Source organism: Amycolatopsis sp. cmx-11-51 (assembly GCF_047608665.1).
Taxonomy (GTDB): domain Bacteria; phylum Actinomycetota; class Actinomycetes; order Mycobacteriales; family Pseudonocardiaceae; genus Amycolatopsis.
In genome coordinates this window covers 267,028-293,552 of the sequence record NZ_JADNQO010000007.1, presented here as the reverse complement: position 1 = coordinate 293,552, position 26,525 = coordinate 267,028, and the positions used below count along the sequence as shown (strand labels likewise).

The following is a 26,525-nucleotide window of genomic DNA, read 5'->3' as shown; positions in this document are numbered from 1 at the left end:
CCGAACTGGGCCGGCCACTCTCCTTGGAGACGCCGAGCGCGCTCCACAGCGGCTCTCCGCGGTCCGCGGCGCGGGTCGACGCCTGGTCGAGGAACTGACCGAGGTGATCGGCGCGCACGCCGATTGAGCACTGGAGATCATCGTCCGGAGTATGAGATGTGATCGCGGACAGGGTCAGCGCGAGCCGCGCCGTCGTGGCGGGGATTGGGCGCTTGGCGCCGGACACTGGTGTGCCGTTTCAATGCCCGACTTGAGTTCTCTTTGAATCACAGAGCGTAGCTAAATCTAGATCGATTTCATCTCAATTCACCCGCGCCGGGAACAGTCGACGGGTGGGATGTCATGCTAGGTGTCCGACCATGGCCCTCTTTCGAACCGACCCCGTGTCGCCGGAGGGCCGGAAGAAGGTAGCAGATGACCTGGGCTAGGCATTCCAGTCGTCCCGACCCCGCTGAAGACCAGAGCCGGATGGCGGGTGTGCGCGCGGAAGAAGAAGTCCGCCTCACCCTGCAGAACGGCAGAGCCGCGCGAACCGTCGCCGGGCACTCTTCGAGTGCTCTCGACTGTGCGGAACTGCTGGCGATGCTCGGCCTTGAGGGAGTCCAGAAGAGGCACGCTCAGCGCACCTGACCCCCGATCCGGGTGGTCAGTTCGGCCGCGGTCAGACGGACCTCTTCGGCGAGGTCAGGCCAAGTTTCCTCGCAGCCTTCAGTTCCTGGGCAGAGGTGGCGGAGGGTCACGCTGATCGCGGCCATCGGCCGGCCGCCGTGGTCGAAGACCGGGCAGGCCACCGAGGCGAATCCATCGGTGACGTGTCCGTCTTCCACCGCCCAGCCGAGCCTGCCCTCCGCGTTCAGCGTGCGACGCAGTTCGGCGAGGGTGCGCGGGCCGCGACCGGTACGCAGGACGAACGTCGACGCGGCAGGGAAGAGCGCACGCACGTGCGGTGACTGCAGGTGCCGCAGGATCGCCCTTCCCGACGCGGTGAGCTGGCCGGGTAGCCGGACGCCGACCTCTGTGACCAGTGTTTCCGGCCGCGTGGGTCGCTCTTTGACCAGATAGAGCGACTCGTTGCCGTGCAGCACGCCGAGATGCGCGGTGTGGCCGACCCGGTCGGCGAGTTTGCGCAGCAGCGGGACCGCGAGTCTTTCCAGCGGGTCGTGCCTCAAGTAGGCCGAGCCGAGTTCGAACGCGGCGATGCCGAGACCGTACCGGCGTTCGGTGGGCAGGTGTGCCACGAAACCGGCGGCCTCCAGTTCGGCGAGCAGGTGATATGTCGTCGAGCGCGGGAGGTCGAGTTCGCGCGCGATCGCGGTCGCGGACATCGGGCCCGGCCGGGCGGCGAGAGCGCGAAGGATGCCCAGGCCGCGGCGCAGTGCGGGTACCTCGCTGCTCTCACCCATCGTGACCTCCTGTCTCGCTCAGCGGTGGTAGCAAGGGACCTTTGCTACCGCTTACTTAGGCACGCTAAACAAGCGACAGCAAAGGTCCCTTGCTACCACCGTGCGTGTCTTGGATACCAGACACAACCACCGGTTGGGGCCGCCCACCAGCGGGCATGGCGTTGTCCAATGGGGCCATGCCGGAAACCGTACTTCTGGGGTCTGAACCGCTTCGGCCCGAACAGGTCGTCGCGGTCGCCCGTGACCACTCGCCCGTCGCGGTCAGCGAAGCGGCCGAGAAGAATCTCGCCGCGACGCGTCAGCACATCGACAACCTCGCCCATGCCGAGACGCCGACGTACGGCGTTTCGACGGGCTTCGGGGCTCTCGCCACCAGGCACATCCCGCTCGAGAGCCGCACGGCGCTTCAGCGGTCGCTGATCCGTTCGCACGCGGCCGGCGCGGGCCCGGTCGTCGAGACCGAGGTCGTGCGCGCGCTGATGTTGCTGCGTCTCCGCACCCTCACCAGCGGCTACACCGGCGTCCGGCCGAGCACCGCGCAAGCGCTTGCGGCCCTGCTCAACGCCGGGATCACCCCGCTCGTCCACGAGTACGGCTCTCTCGGCTGCTCCGGCGACCTCGCGCCTCTCGCCGCCGTAGCGCTCGCGCTGATGGGGGAGGGCGAAGTCGAGTACAACGGCGAAGTCGTTCAGGCGAGCGTCGCACTGAAGCATGCTGGGATCGAGCCGGTCGTTCTCGCGGAGAAGGAGGGCCTCGCCCTCACTAACGGGACCGACGGGATGCTCGGCATGCTCCTGCTGGCTGCGGCGGATCTGGGCAAGCTTCTTGATACCGCCGACATCACCGCGGCGATGAGCGTCGAAGCGCTCCTCGGCACCGATCGAGCCTTCGCAGCCGATCTCCAGGCCCTGCGGCCGCACCCCGGGCAGGCACTGAGCGCCGAGCGCATGTGGAAGGCGCTTCAGGACTCGAAAATCGTCGAGAGCCACCGCGGTCCGGACTGCAACCGCGTTCAGGACGCGTACTCACTCCGCTGTTCGCCCCAGGTGCACGGCGGCGCACGCGACAGCCTCACGCACGCTGAACTCATCGCCGAGCGTGAGCTTCACTCCGCGGTCGACAACCCGGTCGTGCTGTCCGACGGCCGCGTCGAGTCGAACGGCAATTTCCACGGCGCCCCGGTCGCGTACGTGCTCGACTTCCTCGCCATCCCGCTCGCGGACGTCGCCAGCATCGCCGAGCGCCGCACGGACCGCATGCTCGACAAGTCCCGTTCGCACGGCCTGCCGCCGTTCCTCGCGTTCGACCCCGGCGTCGATTCCGGCCACATGATCGCCCAGTACACGCAGGCGGCCGTGGTCAGCGAACTCAAACGCCTCGCGGTGCCGGCGTCGGTCGACTCGATCCCGAGCAGCGCCATGCAGGAGGACCACGTCTCCATGGGCTGGTCCGCCGCACGCAAGCTGCGCAAGGCCGTCGAGGGCCTGAACACCGTTCTCGCCATCGAACTGCTCACCGCCGCGCGGGCACTCGACATGCGCGCGCCGCTCGCCCCGTCACCGGTCACCGGCCGGGTCCGGGATCTGGTCCGCACCAAGGTCGAGGGTCCCGGCCCCGACCGTCACCTGGCGCCGGAGATCGCCGCCGCCGAAGAACTCGTCGCGTCGGGCGCCGTCCTCGTCGCGGCCCACCTGGAGGTCTGAGCCCATGTCCCGCACGGTCCGTGCCGCCCGAGGCACCACACTCACCGCGAAGAACTGGCAGACCGAAGCCGCGCTGCGGATGTTTCACAACAACCTCGACCCCGACGTCGCCGAGCGCCCCGAGGACCTGGTCGTCTACGGCGGCACCGGCAAGGCCGCCCGCAACTGGGCCAGTTTCGACGCGATCACCCGCGAACTGACCACTTTGGACAGTGACGAGACACTGCTCGTCCAGTCCGGCAAGCCGGTCGGTGTGTTCCGCACGCACGAGTGGGCGCCGCGCGTGCTCATCGCGAACTCCAACCTCGTCGGCGACTGGGCGACGTGGCCGGAATTCCGCCGCCTGGAAGCACAAGGCCTGACCATGTACGGCCAGATGACCGCGGGGTCCTGGATCTACATCGGCACACAAGGAATTCTGCAGGGCACGTACGAAACCTTCGCCGCTGTCGCGAAGAAGCGGTTCGGCGGAACCCTCAAGGGCACGCTCACCGTCACCGCCGGCCTCGGCGGCATGGGTGGCGCGCAGCCGCTGGCCGTCACGATGAACGACGGTGTCGCGCTCGTCATCGAATGCGACCCGCAGCGCGCGCACCGCCGCGTCGAGACTCGCTACCTCGATGAGGTCGCCGGCGACCTCGACGACGCGATCCGCCGCGTGGAAGCCGCCAAGAAAGAGAAGCGCGCGTTGTCCGTCGGCGTGATCGGCAACGCCGCCGAGGTGCTGCCCGAACTGCTGCGCCGCGGCGTCGAGATCGACATCGTCACCGACCAGACCTCCGCGCACGACCCGCTTTCCTATCTGCCCAAGGGCATCGGCGTCGACGAGTGGCAGGACTACGCGGACAAGAAGCCCGACGAGTTCACCGAACGTGCCCGCGAGTCGATGGCCGAACACGTCGAGGCGATGCTCGGCTTCCTCGACAAGGGCGCCGAGGTCTTCGACTACGGCAACTCCCTGCGCGGCGAGGCGAAACTCGGCGGCTGCGAGCGCGCGTTCGACTTCCCCGGTTTCGTGCCCGCCTACATCCGCCCGCTGTTTTGCGAGGGCAACGGCCCGTTCCGCTGGGCGGCGCTGTCCGGTGACGCGCAAGACATCGCGGCGACCGACCGCGCGATGCTGGAACTGTTCCCGGAGAACGAATCCCTCGCGCGCTGGATCAAGCTGGCAGGCGAACGCGTTGCCTTCCAAGGACTTCCGTCGCGGATCTGCTGGCTCGGCTACGGCGAACGGCATCTCGCGGGCCTGCGGTTCAACGAGATGGTCGCCAGCGGAGAGCTGAAGGCGCCCGTGGTCATCGGCCGCGACCACCTCGACTCCGGCAGTGTCGCCTCGCCGTACCGCGAGACCGAGGGGATGGCCGACGGCTCCGACGCCATCGCCGACTGGCCGCTGCTGAACGCGCTGGTCAACACCTCGTCGGGCGCCACGTGGGTGTCGATCCACCACGGCGGCGGCGTCGGCATGGGCCGCTCGATCCACGCGGGCCAGGTCAGCGTGGCCGACGGAACCCTGCTGGCCGCGCAGAAACTCGAGCGCGTGCTCACCAACGACCCGGGCATGGGTGTCATCCGGCACGTCGACGCCGGGTATGACCGCGCCGCCGACGTCGCCGACGAGCGCGGCGTCCGCGTTCCGATGCGGGACGCCGAGTGACCGCGTCCTCGCTGCTGGAGGAGATTTCGGACGTCGGCCGCGACCCGAAACGCGGCGGCTACTCGCGTCACGCCTTCGACGCGGCCGAAACCGAACTGCGCGCGTGGTTCGTCGAGCTTGCGGGGCGGCTGGGCCTTGGCGTCGAGACCGACCGCAACGGCAACATCTGGGCCTGGTGGGGAACCCCCGGCCCGGACGCGGTCGTCACCGGGAGTCATCTCGATTCGGTTCCCGGCGGTGGCGCCTTCGATGGCCCGCTCGGTGTCGCGAGCGCGCTCGAGGCGGTGGAGATCTTGCAAACCAAGGGATTCCGCCCCGCCAAGCCGTTCGCCGTCGTCGTCTTCGTGGAGGAGGAGGGTGGCCGGTTCGGGGTGCCGTGTCTCGGGTCTCGGTTGCTGACCGGGACGATCGACGCGGACAAGGCGCGCGGCCTGCGCGACCCCGACGGCGTGACGTTCGCCGAAGCGGCGGCGAAATCCGGCCTTGAGCCGGAACTCGTCGGCCGTGATTCCGAGCGGCTCGGCCTGATCGGGCGGTTCCTCGAACTGCACGTCGAACAGGGGCGCGGGCTGATCGACCTCGGCTCACCGGTTGCCGTCGGCAACACGGTGATCGCCCATGGTCGCTGGCGATTCTCCTTCCAGGGTCAGGGAAACCACGCCGGTGCGACGCTGATCGGTGACCGTCGTGATCCGATGATCCCGGCGGCCGAGACCGTGATCGCCGTGCGGAAACTGGCGAAGGTGACGGCGGACGCCAGAGCCACGGTCGGCAGGCTCGTGCCGGTTCCGGGCGGTACCAACGTCATCGCGTCCACTGTGGACCTGTGGCTGGACGCGCGGGTGCCGGGCACGGGCACGCCCGAGCTGGTCGCGGAGATCGCGAAACTGGCCGAAGACGCGGCAGGTCAGGAAGGGTGCCGGGTCGAGGTGACCAGGGAGTCGTATTCGGGCGACGTGATCTTCGACGACGCGCTGCGCCGCGACCTCGGCACCTGGCTGGGCGGGCCGCCGGAGTTGCCGACCGGTGCCGGGCACGACGCGGCGATCCTGGCCGGTTTCGTCCCGTCCGGGATGCTCTACGTGCGCAATCCCACCGGTATCAGCCATTCTCCGGAGGAGTTCTCGGAAGCGGAGGACGTCGACCACGGTGCCCGCGCGCTCGCGGACGTCCTCGAAAAACTGTCGACATGACGACATATTGGTGTGCGCGGGCCTGGCTGCCAGACGGGATCACCGATGCCGTCCGGATCGAGGTCGACGCCGGGAGGATCACTTCCGTGACGGCGAACGCGCCTAGCGAAGGTACTGTCCTGAATGGACTGACCTTGCCCGGCTTCGCCAACGGGCACTCGCACGCGTTTCACCGTGCGCTGCGGGGCCGGACGCACCACGACCGAGGAACCTTCTGGACGTGGCGGGAACGGATGTACTCGCTCGCGTCCAGGCTCGATCCGGACACGTACTACCGGCTGGCGCGCGGTGTCTATGCCGAGATGGTGCTGGCCGGCTACACGAGTGTCGGCGAGTTCCACTACCTGCACCACGCGCCGGGCGGAAAGCCTTATGCCGAGCCGAACGCGATGGGGGAGGCGCTGCGGCACGCGGCCGAGGACGCCGGGATCCGGCTCACGCTGCTCGACACCTGCTATCTCGCGGGCGGTATCGGCGTCGAACCCGACGAGGTGCAGCGGCGGTTCTCCGACGGTTCGGCCGGGAAGTGGGCGCAACGAGTCGGCGACTTGCGGGAGAAGGAGACGTTCCGGGTGGGCGGCGCGATCCATTCGGTGCGTGCCGTTCCCGAAGACCAACTGTCCGAAGTGGACAACGGGACGCCGGCCGATCGGCCGCTGCACATCCACCTTTCCGAACAGCGGGCCGAAAACGAGCAGTGCATGGCGGCCTACGGCTGGACACCGACGGGGCTGCTCTACGACCACGGCGTCCTCGGCGAACGGCTCACGGCGGTGCACGCGACCCATCTGACGCCGCTCGACATCGAACGGCTGGGCGCGGCCCGCAGCCGAGCGTGTTTTTGCCCGACGACCGAGCGGGATCTCGGCGACGGCATCGGTCCCGCCCGGACGTTGCTGGACGCGGGGGTGCGGCTCAGCGTCGGCAGTGACAGCAACGCGGTCGTCGACGCGTTCGAGGAGACCAGGGCGCTGGAGCTGAACGAGCGGCTCGCCAGCGAGCGGCGTGGCCGGTTCACCGCGGACGAACTGCTCACCGCGGCGACGGATCACGGTGCCATCGGCTGGGACGAGGTGGGCGAGCTGACCGCGGGGGCGGGGGCGGACCTCGTCACGGTCGGACTCGGTTCGGTGCGGACCGCGGGGATCGAGCCGTCCGGGGTGGTCTTCGCCGCCTCCGGCGCGGATGTCCGGAATGTTGTCGTCGCCGGGCGTGAGATCGTCCGCGACGGCGCACACCAGCTGATCGACCGGCCGGAAACGGTCTTGGCCAAGGAGATCGAGGCATTGTGGCAGTCCTGATCACGGGCATCGGCGAGCTCACCACGAACGACGCCGGGCTGGGCAAGCTTCACGACGCCGCCGTCGTCGTCGAGAGCGAAAAGATCGCCTGGGTCGGCGCGGCGGCCGACGCGCCGGACGCGGACGAGCGGGTCGACGTCGACGGCCGGGCGGTGCTGCCCGGATGGGTCGACAGTCACACGCACCTCGTCTTCGCCGGGGACCGCACGGCCGAGTTCGAAGCGCGGATGGCTGGGAAGGCGTACAGCGCCGGGGGTATCGCGGTCACCGTCGACGCGACGCGGTCAGCGTCGGACGAGCAGCTGGCGGCCAACCTGCGGCGTCACGTCGACGAAGCGGCGAAGCAGGGAACGACCTGCCTGGAGACGAAGACCGGATACGGGCTCAACGTCGAAGACGAGGTGCGCTCGGCGCGGATCGCCGCCGACGTGGCCGACGAGGTCACGTTCCTCGGCGCGCATCTGGTGCCGCCGGGTGCGGACGCGGAGTCGTATGTGGACCTGGTGTGCGGTGACATGCTCGACGCCGTGGCGCCGCTGGTGCGGTGGGCGGACGTGTTCTGCGAGACCGGCGCCTTCGACGAAGCGCAGTCCGGGCGGGTGCTGAAGGCGGCGCGGGAGCGCGGGCTCGGGCTGCGGGTGCACGGGAACCAGCTGGGGGAGGGGCCGGGCGTGCGGCTCGCCGTCGAGTTGGGGGCGGCGAGTGTCGACCACTGCACGTACTTGAGCGAAGCGGACGTAGAGGCTCTCGCTGCTTCGGAGACCGTCGCGACCTTGCTGCCCGCGTGCGACCTGTCGACCCGGCAGTCGCTGGCGCCCGCGCGGCGGCTCCTGGACGCGGGGGCGACGGTCGCGCTGGCCAGCAACGCGAACCCCGGTAGTTCGTACACGACGTCGATGGCGTTCTGCGTCACGACCGCTGTGCTGCAGATGCGGATGACGATCGACGAGGCCGTGTGGTCGGCTACCGCGGGTGGCGCGCGGGCGCTGCGGCGTGACGATGTGGGCGTCGTGCGACCGGGGGCGCGAGCCGACCTTCAGGTGCTGGAGGCGCCTTCGGTCACTCACCTCGCGTACCGGCCTGGAGTGCCGTTGACGGCCGCTGTTTGGCGGCGGGGGACGCGCCTGACCTGCGGGAAGTAGCAAGGGACCTTTGCTATCACTTACTTAGGCATACTAAGCGAGTGATAGCAAAGGTCCCCTGCTCTCCCCGCCGGGATCAGGAGGTGTGACCGAGGGTTTCCTCGATCCGCTCGCGCAGCGCGGGCGGGAGTTCGCCGAGCAGGTGCGACCACTGCTCGATCCGCTTCTCGCTCAGGTGGGTGAGCAGGTCGAGCAACGGCGGCCACAGGTCCTCGTCGGCGGCCGCGGCCCGCAGGAGACCGCGGAACCGGGCCTCGGAGAGCAGGCCGAGGACGTGGTCGATCCGGCTCTTGTCATCGAGGACGAACGCGATCCGGATCAGCGGCTCGTCGCCGATGACGTCGAGCGCCTTCCGCACCGTCGGATCGGGCAGGTGACCGACGAACCGGCCGACGGTGATCCAGTCCTCACGGCGCACCAGTTCGCCCGCGACCGCGACGACGGTGTCGAGCGGGATCCGCGCGATGATCGCGCTCGCCCGGCGCGGGTCCAGTTCGGCCGCGACGTCGGACAGGAACTGCGGCCTCAGGCGTTTCGCGACGTCGACGCCACGGGAGACGTCCACCAGCCCGGCGATCCGGGCGCACAGAAGCGGGCCGAAGACCTTCTCGGCGATCTTCGCCAGGATCGGGCTCGGGACGAGCTTGCTCGCCATCGCCATCCGCTCGAGGGCGGCGCGGTTGGCGTCGAACAGCTTGTTCGTCACCTGCTCACGGAACGCCTGGAGTTCGACCGCGTCCACGTTTCCCAGGTAGGAAAGCCGTTCGGGAGTGGTGCCGAGGACGCGGGCCAGTTTGAGGATCTCCGCCTGCGACGCGAAGTTTTCGGTGGTCACAGGCCCACCACCTTGCGGATGGTGCCACGCAGAAGCGCGGGTACGTACTTCAAGCCCTCTTCGCCCGCCTCGGCCAAGGCCTTGGCCTGGCGGTGGCGCGCGTCGCGCAACGCGTCGGAGAGGTCCTGTTTCTCGTCGTCGGCCAGCGCTTCGATGCCTGCCGGGACAGGACCGCCTAGCTGACCGGAGAGTGTGCGCTCGGCCATGGTCGATCATCATGCCTCATTGCCCGTGCGGAGGCCGAATGATCGGACCATCTTGACTTTCGCCTATGGCGAAGCGGTCGGCGCGGCTTGTAGCGTCCGGTCCTGTGAAGGATCCTGAAGAGCCTGTGCGGCGCGGGCGGCGACTGGCCATGGACCTCGCGCTGTGGCTCGGGCTCTGCGGCTGGGTCGTCATCGACGCGGGATCGAGCACGAAACACTGGGAACTGTTCGCCGGGCTCACCGCGACCACGGCCGCGATCGCGGTATCGCGCCGGTACCCGGTGGTCTCGCTCGCGATCGCGATGGTCGCGAGCTTCGTCATCTTGGGCAGTTTCGGCGGCAGAGTGCCGGTCTGGGAAGGGTTCGTCCTGGTCGCGGTGAGCTACCTCGCCGGCTACCGGCAGCCGATCGCGAAGCCGATGTTGCGTGTCTTCGCCGTCGTCTCCTTGGTCGCGATCCCCGTGGCGCTGGTGTGGGCTGACGACGGGTTCGCAGACTGGGGCGCTCTGCTCGGGCTCCTGGTCTTCGCGTCGGTGACGCCGTGGCTGCTGGGCAAGTACATCCGACAGCGCGAGGACATGGCGCGCGACGGCTGGCGTCGCGCCAAGGAAATGGAGAGCCGTCAACGGCTCGTCGCCGACCGGGCGCGGCTGCGCGAGCGCACCCGGATCGCCAGTGACATGCACGATTCGCTGGGGCACGAACTCAGCTTGATCGCGGTCCGTGCGGCGGCACTCGAGGTCTCTGGCGGCCTCGACGAGAAGCAGCGGGAGGCCGCCGGTGACCTGCGGCAGAGCGCCGCGACAGCGACCGAGCGGCTGCACGAGATCATCGGGGTGCTGCGTGAGGACGACGCGCCGACCGAGCCGGTGCACGAGAGTATCGACGAACTGCTCGACCGGGCCAGGGCGTCCGGCGTGCTCATCGAATCCTCTGTGGACAGTCCGATCGACGGCGAGCCGCAGATGGTCGATCGCGCGGCCTATCGGGTGGTGCAGGAGTCGGTGACGAACGTCGTGAAGCACGCGCCCGGCGCCGCCGTCACCGTCCGGGTCGTGCGTTCGCGAGGGCGGACCGACGTCGTGGTCACCAACGTGCCGCCGCCCGCGGGACCCTTGCCCGGCCAAACTTCGGGACGGCGCGGGCTGATCGGCCTGCGTGAACGGGTCCGCCTTGTCGGCGGGACCCTGCGGGCGGAACCGCGCGACGGCGGCTTCGAGGTCAGTGCGAGCTTGCCGCATGATGCCGCGCCGTCAGAGGAATCGCCGGAAAGCCAGGCGGCGATGGACGCCGAAGTGGGACAGTCGACGTCGGCGAAGGAACTTGAACGTGCTCGCCGGGATGTGCGACGCAGCCTGATCCAGGCGATCGTCGTGCCGATCGGGCTCTTCGGCGTGCTGGTCGGGATCAGCGGGGTGGTGTTCCTCTTCCAGTGGTACGGCTCCGAACTCCCCAAGGGAGACTATGACCGCATCCGGCTGGGCCAGACGAGGGCGGAGATCGCGTCCGTCCTGCCCGGCGGTCAGCGGATCGCGCGACCGCGTCAGGTGGAACCGCCGGTGACAGCCGGGGCGACCTGCGAGTACTACGGCACCGAGCGCAGCCTGTTCAACAGGTACTACGAGGCCTACCGGCTGTGCTTCGCCGAGGGGAAACTCGTGGCGAAGGATGTGATCAATGAACACGAGCAAAAGGGGGATCCGGATGATCCGGGTGGTGCTGGCCGATGACGAGGCGATGATCCGGGCCGGGGTGTCGGCGATCCTGGCCGCGGACACCGGGATCGAGGTGGTCGCGGAGGCCGCGGACGGCCGCGCAGCCGTCGAACAGGCTCGTGTGACGAGGCCGGATGTCGTGCTCCTCGACATCCGGATGCCGGTCATGGACGGGCTCAAGGCGGCCGAGGAGATCCGGCGGCTGCTGCCCGACATCGGCGTGATCATGCTGACGACGTTCGGCGAAGACGCCTACATCGAACGCGCGCTGAGCCTCGGCGCGAGCGGATTCCTGCTGAAGTCCGGGGATCCGCGGGAACTGCTGGCCGGGATCCACGCCGTCGCCGACGGAGCGGCGTTCCTTTCGCCGAAGGTCGCGCAGCGGGTCATCGCGCGGTTCTCCGGCAACCAGGTGTCCCGAGCCGAGGAGGCGAGGGCGTCGATCGGCAAACTGACCCCGCGTGAACAGGAAGTGCTGGCGCTGCTGGGTTCCGGACTGTCCAATGCGGACATCGCCGGAAAGTTGTTCGTGGTCGAGGGCACGGTGAAGGCCTACGTGAGCACCATCCTCAACCGGCTCGGCGTGCGGAACCGGGTGCAGGCCGCGATCACGGCGTACGAGGCGGGGCTGGTCGGCGGGGAACGGGAGGAGCCCAGCCGCTGACGCCGGCGCCGATGCGGGCGGTGAGCGTGCCGGGGAGCAGGCGGAACACGCCGTTGCGGATCGCGACCGCGAGGGGATTCCTCAGCTGTGGTCCCATTCTTCCGGCCTGGACCGAGGATTTGACGACCGCTTGGCTACGTGGGCGGCGCTGCTCGTCGTAACTCCTCAATGCCGCGTCGACGTCCTCGGCGGTACTGAGCGTGGCGGCGAGGACGACGGCGTCTTCGATCGCCTGGCAGCCGCCTTGGCCGAGGAACGGCGGCATCGCGTGTGCCGCGTCGCCGAGGAGCGCGACGCGGCCACGCACGTACGACGGCAGGGGGGTGCCGAGCAGGTACAGGTCGTGGTGGAGCAGTGCCTCGGGCGTGGTCGCTTCGATGAGCTCGGGGATGGGTTCGTGCCAGCCTCCGAAGCGCCTCCGCAGGTACGCCTTCGGGTTCTCGCACCGGATTCCCGCTTCGGCGACGTAGCTCGCCCACCAGTAGACCCGGCCGTCGTGCAACGGGATGACGCCGATTTCGGCGCCGTCGTCCCAGCTCGTACTCAGCTCCGTGGGGTGCGGGAGCGTGGTCACCGCGCGGAAGGCGGTGCTGCCGCTGTAGACCGGTCCGGGGTGCCGCGGCCACAGCTGTTTCCGGAGTCCACTGTGGATTCCGTCGGCCGCGACGATGACGTCCGCGTCCAGGTCTTCGAGGTTCGTGACCTCGATGCCGGTGCGGACGCAGCCGGTGGGCAGGGCGTCGTGGAGTGCGGCGATGAGGTCGGCACGGTGGATGGCGGCGAGCGGACGGCCGTGGTGACGGCGGAACGCGTCGGCGTCCCAACGGGTGATGCGGCGGCCTTCGCGGTCATGGAGGCCGCCGGACTCTTGTTCTCGCAGCTTGCCGAGGTGGATGCCCAGTGTTTCGAGTGAGCGCAGGGCGTTCGGCCACAGGGAGATGCCTGCGCCGACCGCGGTGAGTTCCGCGGCCTTTTCCAGGACGGTGACCTCCCAGCCGATGCCATGCAGCCCGATGGCGGTGCTCAGTCCGCCGATTCCTCCGCCGACCACGATCGCTTTGCGCATGTCGACCTCCTCTACATCTGTAAAGTACTACTACACTTGTAGAGTGCGAAAGGCGATGATCGGGGACGCGGCCATCGAGGTGATCGCGGCGGAAGGAATGCGCGGGCTGACGCATCGTGCTGTCGACCGGTTCGCCGGGTTGCCGTCGGGTTCGACGTCGTATTACGCGCGGACGCGGGCGGCTCTGCTGGAACTGGCGATCTCACGGATGGTCGAACTCGACGAGGTCACCCTCGACCCGCCGCCCGGCCGGCTGGCCGAGTACGTGGCGGGGTTCGCCCACGCGGCGATCACGAGTGGGCGGACGCGGATGCTCGCGCGGTACGAGTTCGCGCTGGAGGCGACGCGGCGGCCGGAATTGCGCGAGGCCTACGACCGCGGGGGTCTGGTCATCCGGCGGCGGTGTGCCGAGGTGCTGGCCGACCGTGGCTCGACGGAGCCGGAGCGGCACGCGCGGATGCTCGTCGCTTGGCTGGACGGGACGATCTTCGACGCTTTGGCCGGGACCGGCTCGCTGCGGCCGCCTGGGCTGACGGAGCTGACGCGGGGGGCTCGGGAGGTGCTGGCGGGGCTCGGGGTGGCGGGGTAGCAGGGGACCTTTGCTATCGCTTGGGGCTCTGACCTGCGGTTTATTAGGGTAGAGAGCAAGGGGCCTTTGGTGCCGCCTGCTTGGGCTGTGGCGCGGCGGCCGTGGTGGGCCGGTCCGGAGGCGGGGTGTCGCGAAAGCCACTTTCGGGACGTCTGGTGTCCCGAAAGTGGCTTTCGCGACCTGCCCGAGGGGCAAGCGGAAGCAAAGGTCCCTTGCTCCCTCAGGCGTCGCGGCGCCGGAGCACGGTGGAACCGGTGGCGAGACCGGCCGCCGCCCACGCCGCACAGAGCACGATGCCGACCCAGGGCGCGTAGGGCGCGATGCCGCCGAAGATGGGGTTCGGCTCCCCTGAAGTGAACATCGCGTTGACGCCCGCGAAGCCGGGGAAGTAGTTCACGATGTCCTCCCCGCCCAGCGAACCGGCGAACATCGGGATCATCACCAGCAGCACGAACACCGTCACGATCGTCCCCGCCGTGCTCCGTAGCGCCGTCCCCAGGCCGAGGCAGAGCAGACCCAGCAGCCCGAAGTAGCCACCCATGCCCGCGGCGGTCGTGAGAACGTCGCCCACCGTGGAATCCCGCGCGGAAATCAGCGGCGCCGAGATCGCCACGCCGGCGAGCGTGTTCAGGACGCCGTAGCCGAACAGTACCGGCAGCAGGACCGCCGACTTCGCCGCGAGGACCCGGTTCCGCACCGGGACCCACTGCAGGGTCGAGCGGATGCTGCCACTGGCGTATTCGCTCGTGATGAACAGCGTCGCCAGCGCGACCACGGCGAACTGCGTGAGATAGAACGCCGCCCCGGTCACCACGGCGTGCGGAGTCATCGGGCGTTCGGCGCCCGCGTTCGCGGCCAAGCCCAGCGCGCCGGAGTAGGCGAGCATCAGCACGAGACCACTGATCAGGGACCACCAGGTCGAGCGGACCGACCAGAACTTGGTCCATTCCGAGGAGATCGCGTTCATCGTGCGCTCCACTGCTTGAAGAAACCGGTCAGCCGGTCACGGAAGAAGTCCAGTGCCTGCCGCGAATCGATCGATCCGTACTGGTTCTCGACCTCGGCGGGCGGCAGGTGCGGTCGCAGCCCCAGCTGGTCGACCAGGATCGCCGCGTCCGTCACCGACGAGTGGCCGCTGTCCTTGACCAGGAACCGCTCCTTCGGCCCGGTGAGCCGCGGCCAGGTCTCGTCCCAGGTCGGGCCGAAGTGCTTCTCGCCGATCGGGCTCGCCAGGAGAAGCAGCGGCCGGTCGAGGGAAACGGTGCCGTAGAAGGGACCGTCGACGTTCACGCCCGCTTTGATCCGCCGGTCGGCGACCATCGCGGCGGCGGTGGCCGAACCGCCGGCGGAGTGACCGGCCATCCCGATCTTCCTGGCGTCGATCGACCAGCGACGGTCCTTCAGCAGGGTGTCGATGACGAACGACGTGTCGATCGCGCGGTTCGCGATCGCGGCGGGCCAAGGGTTGTTCGGTCGTGTGCAAGCGACGCACTGGCGCAGTCCGTCGGGGAACTCCGTCGCCCAGGCTTCGTAGGCGTGGTCGATCCCGGCGACCACGAAACCCTGTGCGGCGAGGCGTTCCGCCACCGAGGTCAGGGTGATCCGGTTGTTGCCCGCGCCAGGCGACAGCAAGACGAGCGGACGACGTCCTGGCAGCGAAGGCGCGTTCTCCCTCGAGTGGACCCGTACCTTGCTCAGCGTGTCCGGCGGCACGTCGATCTTCCGCCCGGCGACCGCCGCCGCCGACTCCGCGTGTGTCATGTACAGCGGCGCGCGCCCGACCGGGACGGCCGGGTACCAGATGTTGACCATCAGCTCACGCCGCTTCTCGGGCACCCAGGGGTCGGCTCGCTGCTGGTCGGTGAGGTGCAGCGTGCGCAGCCCGATCGGCAACGGGCCACCCGGCGTCGGCAGCGACAGATTCGGCGCCGCCGACGCGGCCGTCGGTATTCCCAGCAGGCCGGCGACCACCGCCACCAGGACAATGAGTGACTTCATGCCGCTACTCCCGTTCCGTATTCGACCGAAGACGCGGTCAATTCCATGTAGGCCTGTTCCAAGGACGCGGTCTGTTCGGTCAGTCCGTGTACGCGGATCCCGAGTTCGTGCACGGCGTCGCCGACACTGTGCACGGGCAGCTCGTGCACGATCAGTTCGTCCCGATCGGATTCCGTGGTCGCGCCAAGTGCGCGCAGACGCTGTTCGAGCGCGCGCAGTTCGACCGGAACGGGCACCCGCACCGCGACCGACGTCCGCGAATTGCCCGCGATGAATTCGTCGACCGGGGCGTCGGCGAGCAGCTTTCCCTTGCCGATGACGACCAGCCGGTCCGCGGTCAGCTGCATCTCGCTCATCAGATGGCTCGACACGAACACCGTGCGGCCTTCCGCCGCGAGCGAACGCATCAGGTGCCGCACCCAGCGGACGCCGTCGGGGTCGAGGCCGTTGACCGGTTCGTCGAACATCAGCACGCCCGGGTCGCCCAGCAGCGCGCCGGCGATGCCCAGCCGCTGTCCCATGCCGAGCGAAAACGTCCCGGCTCGTTTGCCCGCGACGTCGGTGAGACCGACCGTCGCGAGCACCTCGTCCACCCGGCTCGCCGGGAGCCCGTTGCTGCGCGCCATCGCCAGGAGGTGCTTGCCCGCGCTCCGGCCGGGGTGCAGCGCCTTGGCCTCCAGGAGCGCGCCGACCTCACACAGCGGATACCGCAGGTCCGCGTACTTCTTGCCGTCGATGTGGACCTCGCCGCCGCTCGGCGTGTCGAGACCGAGTGTCATCCGCATGGTCGTCGACTTGCCCGCGCCGTTGGGGCCGAGGAAGCCGGTCACCTTGCCCGGCTCGACGGTGAAGGTCAGGCCGTCGACCACCGTCTTCTCGCCGTAGCGCTTCGTGAGTCCTCGAAGCGTGATCATCCGCGTCCTCCTTCGTGTCCCTGAATCCTCCGATGCGGGGACACTTCGGGGCAGTGCCCCGAAGTCATCGGCCACCCCTTACTTTCGACAGGTGCCGCTCGGCACGAGTCACCGCGGAAAGGCAGAATCGGCGCCATGACCACCCGCGAACAACGGCGCGTGAATCCGCTCGACCTGGTGATGCTCGTCCTCGCCGTGTTCTCCGTCGGGCTGCTCGTCTACGTGACGTTCTTCCCGCATTCGGACGAGACGGCGCACACCGTCTTCGTCATCGACACGACGGTGTGCGGGATCTTCGCGCTGGAATTCCTGTGGCGGTGGCGGCGCAACGGCTGGGAGAAGTGGTTCCCGCTGCGCAACTGGTACGAAATCCTCGGCATGATCCCGATCGCACATCCGGCGCTGCGCGGGTTCCGGCTGCTGCGGATCCTGGTCGTGCTCGTCCGGCTCGTGCGTACGGCCGACCGCGCGTTCGGGGAGCGGTTCACGCAGCGGCTGGTCGAACGGCTTTCGCGGCCGATCGTGCTGGCGATCAAGAAACCGATCACGATCGCGGTGCTCGACGAGGTCGTCAAGGTGCTGGAAACCGGGAACTACCCGCAGAACCTCGCGCGGTCACTGGGCGACAACCAGACGCTGCTGCGGGGGATCATCGCCGAGAAGCTCAAGAACGACCCGCAGGCGGGGCGGCTTTCGAAGCTGCCGTTCCACGACGAGGTGGTGCGTTCGGTGATCGACACCGCGATGCGCGTGATCCTCGAAGTGCTGACGGACCCGCGGACCGACGTGTTCTTCGCGCATGTCGTGCGGGAGAACCGGGAGCAGATCCGGAGCGCGGTGCAGCTGGGGTTGAGCGAGAAAGAGGACGACGAGGAGCTGGCGGCGCGGCTGCCGACCCGGCCTCAGCACCAGCTGATGGACTGATTGGATCCTGGAAGTGTCCTGAAAGCCCCTTTCAGGACATCCGGCGCCGCGCGGTCCGCCGGGTCGGAGCGGCGCTCAGCGGGTCTTCCGGCCAGGGATGCTTCGGGTAACGCCCGCGGAGATCGGCACGCACGGCCGCGTAACCGTTGCGCCAGAACGATTCCAGATCGGCGGTGACCGCCGCGGGCCGCCCGGCGGGCGAAAGCAGGTGCAATACGACAGGGACGTCCGCCAGCTCCGGCGTCGCGAGCCATCCGAAGGTCTCCTGCAGTTTCACGGCCAGCACCGGCTGTTCACCCGAGTAGTCGACCCGGATCCGCGAACCCGACGGTACCTCCAGCCGGTCCGGCGCCAGTTCGTCCAAACGCGACGCTTCGGGCCAGGGCATCAGCCCGCGCAGCGCGGCACCCGCGTCCAGCGCGGCCAGGTCCGACCGTCGCCGGGCGGACCCGAGATCGAGCCAAGAGTCCAAAGTAGACAGCAGGACGGCTTCGTCGACCGAGGGCCAAGGCGGGCCCAGCATTCGATGCAGGAAGGAAAGCCGCTCGCGGAGGCGTCGCCCGTCCTCCGACCACCGCAGCAGGCCGAGCCCTTCGGCGCGCAGACCGTCCAGCAGCGCGGCGCGGATCGCGTCCGGCGAGGGGGAGCGCAACGGCCTCTCCGACAGCAAGATCGACCCGAGCCGCCGCACCGAACGTGCCACCACGTCCCCGCCCGCCCAGTGCACTTCTTCCACCGTCGAGACCAGATTCGGCGCCGCGCGCACGGCGAGGGCCTCGTCGGCGGGCGCGGCCAGCCGGATGATGCCTTGCGTGCGGCCGGGATCGCGGGTCGCTTCGGCCACCGCCAGCCATTCGACGTCCGCCAGCCCGCTGCCACGCGGCAGTTCCGCCGCCGTGCCACCGGCCATCAGATACACCGGCGTCCCCGCGGAACGCCGTCGCGCGAGCCGTTCGGGATGCGCCAGAGCGACGACCAGCGCCGGATCGGACGCGTTGCCGCCGTCGGGCACCAGCTTGGAAAGGCGCCGTACGTCGGACTTCCAGCGCCCGTCGTCCCGCACGCGCCGCAGTTCGGCTTCGAGATCGGTCAGCGTGCCGCCACTGTCCAGCAGCGCGACGACCTCGGCCGCCGAACGCGCGTTGGTTCGCGCCGCGCCGTCCAGCAACGCCCGTGCCAAGCGCGGATGCAGGCCGAGCCCGGCCATCTTCCGGCCGCGTTCGGTCACCTTCCCGTCTTCCGAAGTCGCCCCGAGTGTGGTCAGCAACGCGCGACCGGCGGCCAGCGCGCCTTCACCCGGCGGATCCCACCAGGCGAGGCCGGAACCGTCCGGAGTGGACCAGCACGCGAGTTCGAGCGCGAAGCGCGCCAGTTCCGCCGTCCTGATCTCGGGCTCGGGGTAGGCGGGAAGGGAACCCTGTTCGTGCGCCGCCCAGCACCGGTAGGCGCGCCCCGGCGCCTCACGTCCGGCCCGGCCGGCGCGCTGTTCCGCGACCGCGGCCGAGACCCGGACCGTCGCCAGCCCCGGCAGGCCGCGCCGGTGATCGACGCGAGGTACCCGGGACAGCCCGCAGTCCACCACCGCGCGTACGCCCGGCACGGTCAGGCTCGACTCGGCGACCGACGTCGAGAGCACCACCCGGCGGCGTGCGCGCGGGCGCAGCGCGTCGTCCTGGCTCGCCGCCGAGAGCCGTCCGTGCAGCGGCAGCACGTCGGCGTCCAGGCCGTTGAGCATGCCGCTCACTCTGGCGATCTCACCCGCGCCGGGCAGAAACGCGAGTACGTCTCCGTCCCCTTCGGACAGTGCTTTGTGGATCGCGCGGACCACGGTCGTCTCGATCCGCTCGCCGCGCGCGGGTGGTGAGTACGAGACATCGACCGGGTAGGTCCTCGCGTGCGCGGTGATCACCGGCGCGTTCCCGAGCAGCGCCGCCAGCCGTCCGGCCGCCACGGTGGCGGATGTCGCGAGCAGGCGCAGGTCGTCCCGCAGCCCGGCGCGCACGTCCAGCAGCAACGCGAGCAACAGGTCCGCGTCGAGATGGCGCTCGTGGCATTCGTCGAGCAGGACGGTCGAGACGCCGGCCAGTTCGGGATCGCCCTGCACCCGCCGGACCAGCAGCCCCGAAGTGACCACTTCGATTCGCGTCGAAGAAGACACTTTCCGGTCTCCGCGCACCGAGTAGCCGACCGTCTCGCCGACCCGTTCACCCAGCAGGGACGCCATCCGCGCCGCCGCGGCCCGCGCGGCCAGCCGCCTCGGTTCGGCGACGATCACCCTGCCCTCGCCGTTGTCCAGCGCGAGCGGGACCAGGGTGGTCTTGCCAGTCCCAGGGGGCGCGACGAGCACAGCGGTGCCATGGGCGTCGAGAGCGGCTTGGAGTTCGGGCAGGACGGCGCGGACCGGCAGATCGGGGAGGGTCACCGCTCGGTGACCTGCGGCGGAGGCGGGATCCGGTAGCCGGACGGGCCGATGTTGCGGTTCAGCGATTCGAGCCATTCGCCCGACGAGATCATCTTCTGGATGGCTCTGGCCACCGCCGCCCGCCCCTCGTTGTCACCCTTGCGCAGACCGACACCGTATTTCTCAGCGGAGAACGGCTTGCCGACGACCCTCAGCAACTCCGGGTTCTGCGCTACGTAGCCGGCCAGGATGACGTCGTCGGTGGTCACCGCGTCGACCTGTTGCGCGAGCAGCGCCGTGACGCAGTCCTGGTAGCGCGGGTACTCGACGAGCTGGACGGCCTGGGCGAACTTGTCGCGCACCTGCTCGGCCGAGGTGGTGCCGCCCACGGCGCACAGCTTGCGGCCGTTGAGGTTCTCGGGGCCGGTGATGTCGGTCGACCGGAGCCGGACCAGCAGATCCTGGCCGGTGTCGAAATAGGGCCCCGCGAAAGCGACCACCTGTTTGCGTTTTTCGGTGATCGAATAGGTCGCCACCATCAAATCCGTGATCCCCGATGTTATGTCGGTCTCACGGGAGGATGGTTTGGAGTCGTGCCAGGTGATGTGATCCGCGTCGACGCCCAATTCGGCCGCGACGTACTTCGCGACATCGACGTCGAAGCCGACGTACCGGCCGTCGACCGTCCGCTTGGAGAGACCCGGCTGGTCGGCGCGGATGCCGATGGTGAGCTTGTTCGAGCCGACGGCCCGCGCGACGAGAGAATCCGACGGACCGGTCTCCTGGCTGCAAGCCGCCGTTGTGACCAGCATCAAGCAAGCTGTCAGCAGGGCGCGTCCCCTCATCGGGTGCCTCCGTCCGCCACCTCACGTTGTTCTCAGGGTTGGCGGCTAGCCTAGGCCCGTGCGTAGACCGCCCCAAGTCGTGCTCGACGCCGTGGGCACACTCGCCCGGCTCGGACTGGCCGCCGTCTGGTTGATTTCCGGAGCGCTGAAGATCAGCGATCCGGGGCAGACTTATATCGCCGTGCAGGCGTTCGACGTCCTGCCGGACGGGCTCGTCCGCCCGGTGGCGATCGGGATGCCGATCGTCGAACTGGCGCTCGGCCTGCTCCTGCTCGCCGGGTTCGTCACCCGCTGGGCGTCGGGGCTGTCGGTACTGCTGCTCGCGGTGCTCATCGCCGCCATCGCCCAATCGTGGGCGCGTGGCCTCAGCATCGACTGCGGCTGCTTCGGCGGTGGCGGTCAGATCGCCGCGGATCAGACGCAGTATCCGCAGGAGATCGCCAGGGACCTCGGGTTCGCCCTGCTGGGTGTCTGGCTGATCGTGCGGCCGCGGACCTGGCTGTCGGTGGACGGCTGGCTCGGGAACTTTGGGGCCCCCGCCGACGACGACTATGTGGGTATCGCTGAAGGGAACGGATAATCGTGGGTGGAGCTGAGCGCAACGCTCGGAAACGCAAGCAGCAGCAGACGGCGTCGCGTTCGGTGGCACAGGCCAGGGGCGTCGTCGGCGGCGACAAGAAGAAGGTCGTCGCGATCACGGTCGCGGTGGTCGTGCTCGCCGCGCTGGTGATCGGCGGCGTCGTGTGGACGACGTCCAGCAAGGACAGCACCGAGGGCAAGGTGATCGCGGCGCGGACGGATACTTGGGCGCCAGGTGTCGTCGAGAAACGCGACGGGGTTGTCGTGAGCGTCGGCAAGCCCGAGGCGGCGAAGAGCATCGACGTCTATGCCGACTTCCTGTGCCCGGTCTGCAAGCAGTTCGAGGAATCTTTCAAGGGGCAGATCCAGGAGCAGGTCAACAACGGCGTCCTGCAGGTCCGCTATCACATGCTGCCGATGCTGAACCAGCGTTCCGACCCGCCGGGTTACTCGCTGGACTCGGCCAACGCCGCCCTCGCCGCGGCCGACGCTGGCAAGTTCCTCGCCTTCCACGACGCGCTGTTCAAGGACCAGCCGGAGGAGGGCGCGCGCGGGTTCGACAACGCGCAGCTGATCAAGCTCGGCCAGGACGTCGGCATCACCGACCCGGCTTTCGCCACGGCGATCAACACCGATGTCTACGAGCAGCAGATCCAGGACGCGTACAAGAAGACCTCCACGGATCCGGCGCTGCAGCAGGACTTCGGCCGGGGTCCCGGTTTCGGCACGCCGACCGTGGCGTCGAACGGGCAGGTCGTGAAGCTCGACGAAGGCTGGCTGCAGAAGGTCATCGGCTAGCCCTCCGCCGCGTTTCGTCCTCTAGTTGCGGTAGTTGCACGTGCAAGGACCGCAACTAGAGGACTAATTGCGGGCGAGGGTCGCGAAGGCTCGGACGCGGGCGGTTTCGGCGGAGCGCGGCCAGACGAGGCCCCACTCGCCGTCGGGTGAGCCCGCGAAGGGCACGAAGCGGATCCGGGGATGGCTGAAGTACTCCTGCGCGTGCGCGGCGAGCGGGCAGATCCCGGCGCCGGTGGCGATCGCGGCGAGCAGTTCCTGGAACGTCGCGAAAGACTTCCCGCGGGTCACCGGATGCCCGGCGGGCGTCAGCCACTGCTTCGGCTCTTCGACCCAGTACGGCTCCGGCGGATGCGCCGCGCGGAGGACGGTGTCCCGCGCGAGGTCGTCCAGAACGACTGACTTCCTTCGCGCGAACGGATGTTTCGACGACACCGCGAGCACCATCGGTTCGGAATACACGACCGGTCCGGTCGTGAGATCGGCTTCGTCGGCCGGGAGCAGGGTCACCAGTACGTCGATCTCACCCGATCGCAGCATCGCGAACGGATCGGCGAACTCAGCCTCCCGGATGCGCAACTCCGTTTCCGGGTATCGCTGCCGGAACTGGTCCAGTAAGCCTTCGGTGAGGTCGGCGACGCCGGGTGCCTCGAAGCCCAGCCGCAGGACGCCGCCGATCCCGCGTCCGGCCGCGACCGCGCGTTCGATGCCTTCGTGCAGCGCGCGGTAGGCGGGGCCGAGGTCGTCCCGCAGCCGCTCGCCGATCGGCGTGAGCTGGACCCGCCTGCTGGTGCGGGCGAACAGTGGCGCGCCGATCCGGCGCTCCACCTGTTTGATCGTCTGGCTCACCCGTGCCTGCGAGACGTGCAGCCGTTCCGCGGTGCGGCCGAAATGCAGCTCGTCGGCCAGCGCCAGGAAGATCTCGATGTCCCGCAGTTCCATAATCCCCAGGTTATCGATTCGGGCGGTGTCGGTCAGCGGGAATCGTTGTCTCGCAGGTCTAGAACGTGGAATCTCTGTCACGCATTAATTCAAGCCTTGAGCTTAAGCAGGGTGTCGAGGAGGACCAGAATGCGGAGATTTACCGATGAACTACGAGACGAACCAGCCGTTGTCGTCGGCGTTCGGCAGTGAGGCGCAGAACCGCTTCGTCATCGACGGCCTGATCAGGGTGCGTTTGCCCTGGTCAGGCCGTCGAGCGAGAGCAAAGGTCCCTTGCTACTCCTCGATGGCGCCGCCAACCGCCCGCAGGTGCTCGCGGAACGTCAGCGAAGGCGTCTTCGCGCGCTCCGTGAGGAAGTCGGCGAAGCGCACCTGCTCGCGAAGGGACTCTCCGGCGCGGATCCGATCGGCCTGCAGGCGTTCGGTGTCGCGGATGGCCTCCGCGCGGTCCAGGACCTCGTCGGCGCGGTCGGCCGCGACGAACAGGACACCGTCCTCGTCGCCGAACACGAGGTCCGCGCGGCTTACGGTCCACTCGCCGACGACGGCCGATTCCAGTGCGCCGTCCGGGCGGTCGGTGACCGAGAGCGGACCGGTCGGGATCGAGCCGAGGCTGAACACCGGCAGCCCGATCTTCTTGATGTCGGCGGTGTCGCGGTGCAGTCCCCAAATCACGACACCGCCCAGCCCGGCCGACTGCGCTTCGAGGACCGCGAGGTCTCCGACGCAGCTTTCGTCGAGCCTGCCGCCGTTGTCGACGACAAGGATGTCACTGGGGTTCGCGGTTTCGTACGCCTCCAGGAAGACGTCGACGCTGCCGACGTGCCGGGCGGGGGTGACCCGCCCTGCCAGCCTGCTGCCGGGAACGACCGCGTGCGTTCCTGTGGGCGCGCACCGGACCGGGACGCCGGCGCGGACGCAGCCGTCGGTCAGATGTGCGGTGGTCAGCAGTTCGAACCGCTGCCGAAGCTCCTCGGGATCCATGCCTCGACTTTAGCCACGGCGCCACACCACTGGAGTGTTGTCGGCAGGTGATCAGTCGCCCTGGGACTCAGCGTGCCCCAAGTAACATCCGTGCAGGATTGTATGTAAGGGGTTGATAAATACAGACCTGTCTGTATCTTCAGGTTCAACAGGATCCGGCAACGACAAGGAGCGTCGCGGTGGCGAACAAGGTGTACGTCGTCGGCGTGGGCATGACGAAGTTCGAGAAGCCCGGACGCCGCGAGGACTGGGACTACCCGCAGATGGCCAAGGAGTCCGGGACCAAGGCGCTCGCCGACGCCGGGATCTCCTTCGACGAGGTGCGGCAGGCCTACGTCGGCTACGTCTACGGCGAGTCGACCTCGGGGCAGCGCGCGGTCTACGAACTGGGCATGACCGGTATCCCGGTGGTCAACGTCAACAACAACTGCTCGACCGGGTCGACCGCGCTGTACCTGGCCGCGGAGGCGATCCGGGGTGGCCGCGCGGACTGCGTGCTCGCGCTCGGTTTCGAGAAGATGCAGCCTGGATCGCTCGGCTCGACCTACGACGATCGCGAGCAGCCGATGGGCAAGCACCTCCAGGCGCTCGCGGAGATCTCCGAGGTGCTCTTCCCGCCCGCGCCGTGGATGTTCGGCGCGGCGGGCCGCGAGCATATGAAGACCTACGGCACGACCGCCGAGCACTTCGCCAAGATCGGCGAGAAGAACCACCGGCACTCGGTGAACAACCCGTACGCGCAGTTCCAGGAAAGCTATTCGCTGCAGGACATCCTCGACTCGCGGATGATCTACGACCCGCTCACGAAGCTCCAGTGCTCGCCGACCTCGGACGGTTCGGGTGCGGCGATCCTGGCCAGCGAGTCCTTTGTGGACTCGCATGGGCTCGCGGGACAGGCTGTCGAGATCGTCGGGCAGGCGATGACCACCGACTTCGCCAGCACCTTCGACGGTACCGCGAAGAACATCATCGGCTACGACATGAGCGTCCAGGCCGCGCGTCAGGTGTACGACCAGGCAGGGCTCGGCGCGGAAGACTTCCAGGTCATCGAGCTGCACGATTGCTTCTCCGCCAACGAACTCCTGCTCTACGAAGCGCTCGGGCTCTGCGCCGAAGGGGAAGCCGGGAAGCTCGTCGACTCCGGCGACACCACCTACGGCGGTAACTGGGTCGTCAACCCGTCCGGCGGGCTGATCTCCAAGGGACACCCGCTCGGCGCCACCGGTCTCGCGCAGTGCGCCGAACTGACCTGGCAGCTGCGCGGGACCGCGGACAAGCGTCAGGTCGACGGCGTTGAAGCCGCGCTGCAGCACAACATCGGACTCGGCGGCGCCGCCGTCGTCACCGCCTACCAGCGCGCCGAGCGCTGATCCCACCGAAAGGAAGAACCATAGGCAAAATCAGTGCCTCCGTCGAACTCCCCGCCGCTCCCGGCAAGGTCTGGGCGGAGTTCTCCAACCCCAACAACTTCGAGAAGTGGCTGACCATCCACACCAAGTGGAAGGGCGAGGTCCCGGCCGAATTCTCCAAGGGCGCGCAGGCTTCCGAGGTCGTCACGATGCTCGGGATGCCGAACACGATCACCTGGACCGTCGACGAGTTCGAGGCGCCTTCGAAGCTGGCGATCTCCGGGACCGGGATGGCCGGGGTGAAGGTCAAGTTCGAGCTGTCCGTGGAGGCGTCCGGAGAGGGTTCGCTCGCCAGCATCGACGCCGAGTTCGCCGGCCAGATGATCGTCGGCGCGCTCGGCAAGGCCGTCGAGAAGGACGGCAAGAAGAACCTGGACGCGTCGCTGGAGAACTTCAAGGCGCTGGTCGCGTGACCGAGGAGCGGTTCGATCCCGGCGGGCTCGGCAAGTGGACCGACGAGTTCCGGTTCGAGGTGACCCGCGAGCGGCTGATCGAGTATGCCAAGGCCACCAACGACCCGATCCCGGCGCATCTCACCGGGGACGTCGCGAGCCCGGTGTTCGCGATCGTGCCGGTGTTCGAGTCGCTGATGGAACCCGCGCTGGAGGTCGTACCGGTCGGGTTGTTCGGCCGGATCGTGCACGGGGAACAGGAATTCCGGTTCCACCGGCCGATCCGTCCCGGCGACAAGCTCGTTTCGCGGGCGCGGATGACCGGCTACGAAGGCCTGTCGAACGGCACGCGCGGCACCATCCACCTCGAGTGCCGCACCGAAGGCGGCGACCTCGTCAACGAGCAGTACGTGACGCTGTTCGTGCGCGGATTCGACACCGGTGAGACGCGGGGCGAACTCGGGCCGGAGCACAAGTTCGACGACACGCTGCGCTCGCGGGCGCCGGTGGCGGAGGTGCGTCAGCACGTCGACGACGACCAGACGTACCGGTACGCGCCCGCCGCGGGCGACCCCATGCCGATCCACCTCGACGAAGAGGTCGCGAAGGATTCGGGACTGCCGGGGATCATCGCGCACGGGCTGTGCACCATGGCGTTCACGTCCTGGGCGTTGCTGACCGAGGTCGCCGGGTCCGAAGTGGGCAGACTGAAACGGTTCGCCGTCCGGTTCGCCAAGCCGGTGCTGCCCGGCCAGGACCTGACGACGCGCGTCTGGCACGCGGGAGCCGGTAGCTACGCGTTCGAAACCACCGTTGGGAAGACCGTCGTGATCAAAGACGGTCTCGCGGAATTCGCGGAGTAGGAGCA

General features: G+C 68.7%; 26 protein-coding genes. 15 read left to right on the top strand and 11 right to left on the bottom strand.

What is annotated here, in order from left to right; all coding sequences use genetic code 11:
- The first annotated feature begins 414 nt into the window (after positions 1 to 414).
- Complete coding sequence (locus ACM6LU_RS24750) at positions 415 to 630, top strand: hypothetical protein (RefSeq protein ID WP_146044386.1); 216 nt, start codon at positions 415 to 417, stop codon at positions 628 to 630.
- Here the strand turns inward: ACM6LU_RS24750 and ACM6LU_RS24745 are convergent.
- Positions 618 to 1,403 (bottom strand): IclR family transcriptional regulator, encoded by a 786-nt coding sequence (locus ACM6LU_RS24745; RefSeq protein WP_414940138.1) that lies wholly within the window; start codon positions 1,401 to 1,403, stop codon positions 618 to 620. The two genes, ACM6LU_RS24750 and ACM6LU_RS24745, sit on opposite strands and share 13 nt — an antisense overlap.
- Before the next feature lie 176 nt (positions 1,404 to 1,579).
- Here ACM6LU_RS24745 and hutH point away from each other — a divergent pair, with 176 nt between their 5' ends.
- Genes hutH through hutI form a run of 5 tightly spaced genes read left to right on the top strand, consistent with a single transcriptional unit; the run spans position 1,580 to position 8,399 of the window.
- The gene (hutH, locus tag ACM6LU_RS24740; RefSeq protein ID WP_414940137.1) at positions 1,580 to 3,106 is read left to right on the top strand and encodes a histidine ammonia-lyase; all 1,527 of its coding nucleotides are present in this window, start codon (positions 1,580 to 1,582) and stop codon (positions 3,104 to 3,106) included.
- Between the two features lie 4 nt (positions 3,107 to 3,110).
- Positions 3,111 to 4,763, top strand: coding sequence for a urocanate hydratase (gene hutU, locus ACM6LU_RS24735; protein WP_414940136.1), 1,653 nt, complete (start codon positions 3,111 to 3,113; stop codon positions 4,761 to 4,763).
- On the top strand, positions 4,760 to 5,956 hold the full coding sequence (locus ACM6LU_RS24730) for an allantoate amidohydrolase (RefSeq protein ID WP_414940135.1): 1,197 nt from the start codon (positions 4,760 to 4,762) through the stop codon (positions 5,954 to 5,956). The genes hutU and ACM6LU_RS24730 overlap by 4 nt, the downstream gene beginning before the upstream one ends.
- Positions 5,953 to 7,257 carry a formimidoylglutamate deiminase gene (locus ACM6LU_RS24725; protein WP_414940134.1) on the top strand — a complete coding sequence of 435 codons (1,305 nt, stop codon included), beginning with the start codon at positions 5,953 to 5,955 and terminating at the stop codon, positions 7,255 to 7,257. The genes ACM6LU_RS24730 and ACM6LU_RS24725 overlap by 4 nt, the downstream gene beginning before the upstream one ends.
- Positions 7,245 to 8,399 carry an imidazolonepropionase gene (gene hutI / locus ACM6LU_RS24720; protein ID WP_414940133.1) on the top strand — a complete coding sequence of 385 codons (1,155 nt, stop codon included), beginning with the start codon at positions 7,245 to 7,247 and terminating at the stop codon, positions 8,397 to 8,399. The genes ACM6LU_RS24725 and hutI overlap by 13 nt, the downstream gene beginning before the upstream one ends.
- Before the next feature lie 76 nt (positions 8,400 to 8,475).
- Here the strand turns inward: hutI and ACM6LU_RS24715 are convergent, their stop codons facing one another.
- Positions 8,476 to 9,234 (bottom strand): hypothetical protein, encoded by a 759-nt coding sequence (locus ACM6LU_RS24715; RefSeq protein WP_414940132.1) that lies wholly within the window; start codon positions 9,232 to 9,234, stop codon positions 8,476 to 8,478.
- On the bottom strand, positions 9,231 to 9,440 hold the full coding sequence (locus ACM6LU_RS24710) for a hypothetical protein (RefSeq protein WP_181775064.1): 210 nt from the start codon (positions 9,438 to 9,440) through the stop codon (positions 9,231 to 9,233). Before ACM6LU_RS24710 ends, ACM6LU_RS24715 begins: the two co-directional genes overlap by 4 nt.
- A 125-nt stretch (positions 9,441 to 9,565) precedes the next feature.
- On the opposite strand from ACM6LU_RS24710, the gene ACM6LU_RS24705 reads away from it, so the two are divergent.
- Positions 9,566 to 11,170 carry a histidine kinase gene (locus ACM6LU_RS24705; RefSeq protein WP_414940207.1) on the top strand — a complete coding sequence of 535 codons (1,605 nt, stop codon included), beginning with the start codon at positions 9,566 to 9,568 and terminating at the stop codon, positions 11,168 to 11,170.
- Positions 11,145 to 11,819: a response regulator gene (locus tag ACM6LU_RS24700; RefSeq protein WP_414940206.1), complete on the top strand. Its 675-nt coding sequence runs from the start codon at positions 11,145 to 11,147 to the stop codon at positions 11,817 to 11,819. Before ACM6LU_RS24705 ends, ACM6LU_RS24700 begins: the two co-directional genes overlap by 26 nt.
- On the opposite strand, the gene ACM6LU_RS24695 is transcribed toward ACM6LU_RS24700, so the two are convergent.
- Positions 11,764 to 12,885 carry an FAD-dependent monooxygenase gene (locus tag ACM6LU_RS24695; RefSeq protein ID WP_414940131.1) on the bottom strand — a complete coding sequence of 374 codons (1,122 nt, stop codon included), beginning with the start codon at positions 12,883 to 12,885 and terminating at the stop codon, positions 11,764 to 11,766. The two genes, ACM6LU_RS24700 and ACM6LU_RS24695, sit on opposite strands and share 56 nt — an antisense overlap.
- A gap of 43 nt (positions 12,886 to 12,928) precedes the next feature.
- Here ACM6LU_RS24695 and ACM6LU_RS24690 point away from each other — a divergent pair, with 43 nt between their 5' ends.
- Positions 12,929 to 13,474 (top strand): TetR/AcrR family transcriptional regulator, encoded by a 546-nt coding sequence (locus ACM6LU_RS24690; protein ID WP_414940130.1) that lies wholly within the window; start codon positions 12,929 to 12,931, stop codon positions 13,472 to 13,474.
- A gap of 220 nt (positions 13,475 to 13,694) precedes the next feature.
- On the opposite strand, the gene ACM6LU_RS24685 is transcribed toward ACM6LU_RS24690, so the two are convergent.
- From ACM6LU_RS24685 to ACM6LU_RS24675, 3 genes are read right to left on the bottom strand one after another with little or no spacing between them, the layout of a single operon-like run.
- Positions 13,695 to 14,441, bottom strand: a complete 747-nt coding sequence (locus ACM6LU_RS24685; protein WP_414940129.1) for an ABC transporter permease — start codon at positions 14,439 to 14,441, stop codon at positions 13,695 to 13,697.
- The gene (locus tag ACM6LU_RS24680) at positions 14,438 to 15,472 is read right to left on the bottom strand and encodes an alpha/beta hydrolase family protein (RefSeq protein ID WP_414940128.1); all 1,035 of its coding nucleotides are present in this window, start codon (positions 15,470 to 15,472) and stop codon (positions 14,438 to 14,440) included. Before ACM6LU_RS24680 ends, ACM6LU_RS24685 begins: the two co-directional genes overlap by 4 nt.
- Positions 15,469 to 16,386 carry an ABC transporter ATP-binding protein gene (locus tag ACM6LU_RS24675; RefSeq protein ID WP_414940127.1) on the bottom strand — a complete coding sequence of 306 codons (918 nt, stop codon included), beginning with the start codon at positions 16,384 to 16,386 and terminating at the stop codon, positions 15,469 to 15,471. The genes ACM6LU_RS24680 and ACM6LU_RS24675 overlap by 4 nt, the downstream gene beginning before the upstream one ends.
- Before the next feature lie 135 nt (positions 16,387 to 16,521).
- Between ACM6LU_RS24675 and ACM6LU_RS24670 the strand changes: the two genes are divergently transcribed.
- A complete protein-coding gene (locus ACM6LU_RS24670) occupies positions 16,522 to 17,310 on the top strand; it encodes an ion transporter (protein WP_414940126.1) in 789 nt (262 codons plus the stop codon).
- A 31-nt stretch (positions 17,311 to 17,341) separates the two neighbouring features.
- Here the strand turns inward: ACM6LU_RS24670 and hrpB are convergent, their stop codons facing one another.
- Together hrpB and ACM6LU_RS24660 are read right to left on the bottom strand one after the other, a co-directional pair.
- On the bottom strand, positions 17,342 to 19,732 hold the full coding sequence (hrpB, locus tag ACM6LU_RS24665; protein ID WP_414940125.1) for an ATP-dependent helicase HrpB: 2,391 nt from the start codon (positions 19,730 to 19,732) through the stop codon (positions 17,342 to 17,344).
- The gene (locus tag ACM6LU_RS24660; protein WP_414940124.1) at positions 19,729 to 20,556 is read right to left on the bottom strand and encodes a glutamate ABC transporter substrate-binding protein; all 828 of its coding nucleotides are present in this window, start codon (positions 20,554 to 20,556) and stop codon (positions 19,729 to 19,731) included. The genes hrpB and ACM6LU_RS24660 overlap by 4 nt, the downstream gene beginning before the upstream one ends.
- A gap of 91 nt (positions 20,557 to 20,647) precedes the next feature.
- On the opposite strand from ACM6LU_RS24660, the gene ACM6LU_RS24655 reads away from it, so the two are divergent.
- On the top strand, positions 20,648 to 21,136 hold the full coding sequence (locus ACM6LU_RS24655) for a MauE/DoxX family redox-associated membrane protein (protein WP_414940205.1): 489 nt from the start codon (positions 20,648 to 20,650) through the stop codon (positions 21,134 to 21,136).
- Positions 21,137 to 21,138: 2 nt separating this feature from the next.
- On the top strand, positions 21,139 to 21,933 hold the full coding sequence (locus ACM6LU_RS24650; protein WP_414940123.1) for a DsbA family protein: 795 nt from the start codon (positions 21,139 to 21,141) through the stop codon (positions 21,931 to 21,933).
- Between the two features lie 63 nt (positions 21,934 to 21,996).
- On the opposite strand, the gene ACM6LU_RS24645 is transcribed toward ACM6LU_RS24650, so the two are convergent.
- Both ACM6LU_RS24645 and ACM6LU_RS24640 read right to left on the bottom strand, forming a co-directional pair.
- A complete protein-coding gene (locus ACM6LU_RS24645) occupies positions 21,997 to 22,872 on the bottom strand; it encodes a LysR family transcriptional regulator (RefSeq protein WP_414940122.1) in 876 nt (291 codons plus the stop codon).
- 276 nt (positions 22,873 to 23,148) lie between these two features.
- Positions 23,149 to 23,856: an RraA family protein gene (locus ACM6LU_RS24640; protein ID WP_414940121.1), complete on the bottom strand. Its 708-nt coding sequence runs from the start codon at positions 23,854 to 23,856 to the stop codon at positions 23,149 to 23,151.
- Between the two features lie 179 nt (positions 23,857 to 24,035).
- Here ACM6LU_RS24640 and ACM6LU_RS24635 point away from each other — a divergent pair, with 179 nt between their 5' ends.
- From ACM6LU_RS24635 to ACM6LU_RS24625, 3 genes are read left to right on the top strand one after another with little or no spacing between them, the layout of a single operon-like run.
- Positions 24,036 to 25,226, top strand: coding sequence for a lipid-transfer protein (locus ACM6LU_RS24635; RefSeq protein WP_414940120.1), 1,191 nt, complete (start codon positions 24,036 to 24,038; stop codon positions 25,224 to 25,226).
- On the top strand, positions 25,223 to 25,678 hold the full coding sequence (locus tag ACM6LU_RS24630) for an SRPBCC family protein (protein WP_414940204.1): 456 nt from the start codon (positions 25,223 to 25,225) through the stop codon (positions 25,676 to 25,678). Before ACM6LU_RS24635 ends, ACM6LU_RS24630 begins: the two co-directional genes overlap by 4 nt.
- On the top strand, positions 25,675 to 26,520 hold the full coding sequence (locus ACM6LU_RS24625; protein ID WP_414940119.1) for a MaoC/PaaZ C-terminal domain-containing protein: 846 nt from the start codon (positions 25,675 to 25,677) through the stop codon (positions 26,518 to 26,520). Before ACM6LU_RS24630 ends, ACM6LU_RS24625 begins: the two co-directional genes overlap by 4 nt.
- Positions 26,521 to 26,525: the final 5 nt, after the last annotated feature.